The organism is Candidatus Krumholzibacteriia bacterium, assembly GCA_035268685.1.
In the GTDB taxonomy this organism is placed as follows: Bacteria; Krumholzibacteriota; Krumholzibacteriia; order JAJRXK01; family JAJRXK01; genus JAJRXK01.
Map to the genome: position 1 here is coordinate 1 of DATFKK010000185.1, position 5,004 is coordinate 5,004.

A 5,004-nucleotide genomic window follows, 5' to 3' on the forward strand; every position below is an offset into this window, starting at 1 on the left:
GGCTCGATGGGCTGGCCGTCGATCTCCACGAACCAGATCTCGGGCCGCTCGTCGGTCGGCAGGGCCACCGCGTAGGACTCGGGCACGCGCGCGTCGGGGCCGTCGACCTCGAGCAGGGTGACGGTCCGGTCCAGACCGGACTCGAGCACGGTGAAGCGGGCGTCGAAACACTGGTATCCCACCGCTTGTGCGGCCGACACCAGCATCATCGACAGCACGGCGGCCATCCAGATCGACGGCGGTCGTCTCCGGGTGCGGTCGTTCATCGAGGACTGCCTCGGGGGTTCGGAACGCACGGGTCGGGCGGAGGGAGTCGAATGGGCCGGGATCCGGAGCGAGGTCGGGCTCATGCCTCGGCGCCCGCGTCCTCCTCGGCCAGCGAGATCGACTCGCTCACCAGCATGATCGGGATTCCCTCCCGAACGGGGTAGAGCACCTTCCCGTCCTCACGGATCAGGCCCTCCTCGAGGAGATCGAGCACCAGCTCGCCCTCGCGGGTCTTGAGCTCACCCTTGCGGATGTTCTCGTTCAGGCTGTCGAGGAGTTCCTGGTCGGCCCGATGCACGGGCGTGTGGTCCTCGGGACACACCAGGATCTCGACGAGTTCGTTGCTGATCACGATCCACCTCGGCGGAAAGGAGTCACCAGGCCCCGGTAGGGATTGCAGGTTTCGGGCCTGTCGGCCGGCCCACCGCTCGACGAAGCGGCGGCCGCCCCCGGCGGACCGGGGGAGAACCGGCCAAGCGTATTCGATCCAAGCACTTGGCGCCACCGACGACGCCGTGGCGGTGCTCACTCCTGGTGGAACACGCCGATGTTCAGGTACTTCTGCAGACGATCATCCAGAAGTTGTTGTGTCTCAACACTTTCGAGCGCTTCCAGGTCTTCGAGCAGAGCGTCGCGCAGGATCGCCGCCGTTCCGTCGGGATCCCGATGAGCCCCGCCGACGGGTTCGCGCAGGACCCGGTCGACCACGCCGAATCCACTGACGTCCTCGGCCGTGATGCGCATGGCCGCGGCGGCCTGGTTCGCCTTCGACTGGTCCTTCCAGAGGATCGCAGCGCAGCCCTCGGGGCTGATCACGGAGTAGATGCTGTTCTCGAGCATCGTCACGCGGTCGCCCACGGCGATGGCCAGAGCTCCCCCGCTGCCGCCCTCGCCGGTCACGAAGACCAGGATCGGAACCGGAAGACCGGCCATCTCCAGGAGATTGTGGGCGATGGCCTCGGCCTGGCCCCGTTCCTCGGCCCCGACCCCCGGATAGGCCCCCGGAGTGTCCACGAAAGTGATGACCGGTCGTCCGAATTTGGCGGCAAGTCTCATGAGCCGCAGGGCCTTGCGGTAGCCCTCGGGATGGGGCATCCCGAAGTTCCGCCGGATGTTGCTCTTGGTATCGCGGCCCTTCTGATGGCCGATGATCATGACGTGACGGTGGCCGAGGCGGGCCATGCCCCCGACGATGGCCGGATCGTCGGCGTAGGCCCGGTCGCCGTGGATCTCCTTGTAGTCCTCGAAGATCCGCTCCACGTAGTCCAGCGTCGTCGGACGTCGCGGGTGCCGAGCCAACTGCACCCGCTGCCAGGGCTCGAGCGAGCTGAAGATCTCCTTGCCCAGCTTCTCGACCCGGGCGCGGAGCTTCGCGACCTCGTCGCTGACGTCCAGATCGCTGTTCTGCGCGGACTGCTGCAGCTCGAGGATCTTCTCCTCGAGCTCCACGATCGGCTTCTCGAAGTCGAGCGTGACGCTCGCGCGCTTGGGATCACCCATGGTCGCACCTCGCGGGATCTCGGCTCAACGGGTCGGGCGTCGCGTCCACCGGGACCGGACCGGCGGGCGAATCCCGAAAGTAGCGCAGGCCGGCGCCCGCGCCCACCCGAATGTCCGGCCACGGACGGGGGGTCAGGCGGCGGTCGAAGCGGCGGTCTCGGGCCGACGGCGCATCCGAGGACGATCGGGGACCAGCCGCACCGCGGGCATCGCCTCGAGCTCGACCGCAGGGTCGCCCAGCGCGTCGATCAAGGCGTGCAGAAGGGCGGCACTCGGGGTCACGCCGCGTCGCGTGCGGACGTCGATCGTGTCCGCCCCCGAACCCTGCACACTCAGCCGGATCGGCGTGTCCCCCGGAGAGGCAGCCACGGCCTCCAACACACGCTCCACCCGTCCGGCGTCGACCTCCGCATCGACGTGGAGCGTGATCGAACGCACGAGCCGGGCGAGGGCTTCGTCGAGGGTCAGCAGATCCTCGAGCCCGATCCGGTTCGTGTCCTCGCCCTCGCGCCGCGACGTCCGCAACACGAAGACCAGCGGCTCGTCGCTGGCGATGCGTTGACGGTGCGTCTCGTAACCATCGGAGAAGACCACGGTCTCGGCCCGGCCGCTGAGATCCTCCATGCCGACGAAGGCGATCAGCCGTCCCGTCTTGCGCGACGTCACGACCCGGCGTGACGTCACGACGCCGACACACGCGACCATGCGGTCGGGTTCGAGTGCGCCCATCTCCCCCAGGGGGAAGGGCTGCAACAGGTCCAGCAGCCGCCGTTCCTCGTCGAGAGGATGGGCGCTGAGGTACATGCCGATGAGCTCGCGTTCCCGGGACAGGGTCTCGCGCAGCGTCCACGGCGCGACGTCGGGGAGAACGCCGCTCGATTCGGTCAGACCGCCGTCGTCGCCGTCCCCACCGAAGAGGCTCGTCTGGCCCCGGTCCCGATCACGGGCACGCCGCTGCGCGCGGGCCAGGGCGAGATCCAGGGCCGCCACCTTCTGCTCGCGCCGGCCGGGCAGGGTGTCCAGGGCGCCCGCCAGGATCAGCGCCTCGATCATGCGCCGGTTCATCCGCCCGGGATCGACCTCGTCGCAGAACTCGTACAGGTCCTCGAAGTCGCGGCCGAGCCGCTTCCGCGCCTCGACGATCGCCTCGATGGCCCCGAGCCCGACGTTCTTGATCGCGCCCAGACCGTAGCGCACGCCGTCGGGCGTCGGGCGGAAGTCGGCAGTGCAGGTGTTCACGTCGGGCGGGTGGACGGTCAGCCCCATGCGCCGGCACTCGTCGGCCAGGGTCACCACGCGATCGGTCGTGCCCATCTCGCTGGTCATCGTCGAGGCCATGAAGGCCGAGGGCCAATGGACCTTGAGCCACGCCGTCTGCACGGCGAGCACCGCGTAGGCCGCGCTGTGGCTCTTGTTGAAGCCGTAGCCGGCGAAGTAGGCCATGAGGTCGAAGACGTGCTCGGCCGTCTCCTTCTCCACGCCTTTCTCCGCCGCGCCCTCGACGAAGACGACCTTCTGCTCGGCCATGACCTCGATCTTCTTCTTGCCCATGGCGCGTCGCAGCTGATCGGCCTGGCCGAGCGAGTAGCCGGCCATGTCGCCCGCGATGCGCATGACCTGCTCCTGGTACAGGATCACGCCGTAGGTGGGCTCGAGGATCGGCTCGAGGATCTCGTGCTCGTACTCGATCTTCTTGCGGCCGTGCTTGCGGTCGATGAAGTCGTCGACCATGCCCGTGCCGAGCGGCCCGGGACGGTAGAGCGCGTTGACGGCCGTGACGTCGTCGAAGCCCGAGGGCTTCAGCTTGCGCAGGATCTCCTGCATGCCGCTCGACTCGAGCTGGAACACGCCGACGGTCTCGCCGCGGCCGAGAAGGTCGTACACGGGCGGATCGTCGAGCGGGATCTCGCGATCGGACATCGACGGACCGCCGAGCTCGGGCAGGAACTTCAGCGCCTTGTCGATCACCGTCAGCGTGCGCAGGCCGAGGAAGTCCATCTTCAGGAAGCCCATCTCCTCGACCTTGACCATGTCCCACTGCGTGGTGACTTCGTCCTTCGTCGTCTTGTGCAACGGCATGTGGTCGATGAGATCGCCCGGAGCGATCAGCACACCCGCGGCATGGATCGAGGTGTGGCGGTAGGTGCCCTCCAGCTCGAGGCAGGTGTGGATCAGCCGGTCGTAGCGCGGGTCCTCCTCGCGCAGGTTTCGCAGCTCCTCGGTCTTCTCCAGCGCCTGCGCCAACGTGATCCCCAGCTCGTCGGGGATCATCTTCGCGATGCGGTCGGTCTCGCCGTAGCCCAGGCCCATGGCGCGGCCCACGTCCTTGATCGCACCGCGGGCGAGGATCTTGCCGAAGGTGATGATCTGGCAGACCGATTCCTTGCCGTAGGTCTCGACCACGTAGTCGATGACCTTCTCCCGCTGCTCGAAGCAGAAGTCGATGTCGATGTCGGGCATCGACACGCGCTCGGGATTCAGAAAGCGCTCGAAGAGGAGGTCGTACTGCAGAGGGTCGATGTCGGTGATCCCGATGCAGTAGCACACGAGCGAACCGGCGGCCGAGCCGCGGCCCGGCCCCACAGGGATCTGCCGCTCGCGCGCGGCCCGCACGAAGTCGCTGGTGATCAGGAAGTAACCGGCGAATCCCATCGACCGGATCACGCCGAGCTCGTGGTCGAGACGCGCGTCGATCCGTTCGTTGCGTTCTCCGTACCGTTCGACGGCCCCTTCGCGCGACAGGTGGGCGAGGTAGTCGATGGGCTCGGGGAACTCGTCGGGAATGGGGAACTCGGGCAGGTGGTACTCGTCGGTGCCGATGTCGACGTCACAGCGTTCGGCGATCGCCACCGTGTTCGCCACCGCGTCCGGATAGGCCTCGAAGAGTTCGCGCATCGCGTCGGAACTCTTCAGGTGGTACTCGGGCGACTCCAGGCGGACCCGGTCGAGATCGTCGATGGTCGTGCCGTTGCGGATGGCCCACAGGACGTCGAGTGCATTCGACTGTTCGCGGCGCACCGCGTGCGCGTGGTTCGTGGCGACCAGACGATGCCCCTCCCGCCGCGCGAGCTCGGACGCCAGCGCGCGGACCCGTTCCTCCCAGTCCAGCCCGTGGTCCTGGATCTCGACGAAGAAGGAGTCGGAGCCGAAGATCTCCCGATAGCGACCGGCCAGACGCGTGGCCTGGTCGAGGTCGCCGTCGCGCAGGGGTGCCGTGACGACTCCGTCCCCGCCACC

The 5,004-nt window shown here is 67.9% G+C and carries 4 protein-coding genes; all 4 read right to left on the minus strand.

Annotated elements, in window-relative coordinates; genetic code table 11:
- Nucleotides 1-266, minus strand: a 266-nt coding sequence (locus VKA86_17980) for a hypothetical protein (protein HKK73096.1), incomplete at its 3' end; no start/stop codon positions are given.
- Between the two features lie 80 nt (nt 267-346).
- Nucleotides 347-619, minus strand: a complete 273-nt coding sequence (locus VKA86_17985) for a Trm112 family protein (GenBank protein HKK73097.1) — start codon at nt 617-619, stop codon at nt 347-349.
- A 173-nt stretch (nt 620-792) separates the two neighbouring features.
- The gene (locus VKA86_17990; protein HKK73098.1) at nt 793-1,767 is read right to left on the minus strand and encodes an acetyl-CoA carboxylase carboxyltransferase subunit alpha; all 975 of its coding nucleotides are present in this window, start codon (nt 1,765-1,767) and stop codon (nt 793-795) included.
- 132 nt (nt 1,768-1,899) lie between these two features.
- Nucleotides 1,900-5,004, minus strand: a 3,105-nt coding sequence (gene dnaE, locus VKA86_17995) for a DNA polymerase III subunit alpha (GenBank protein HKK73099.1), incomplete at its 5' end; no start/stop codon positions are given.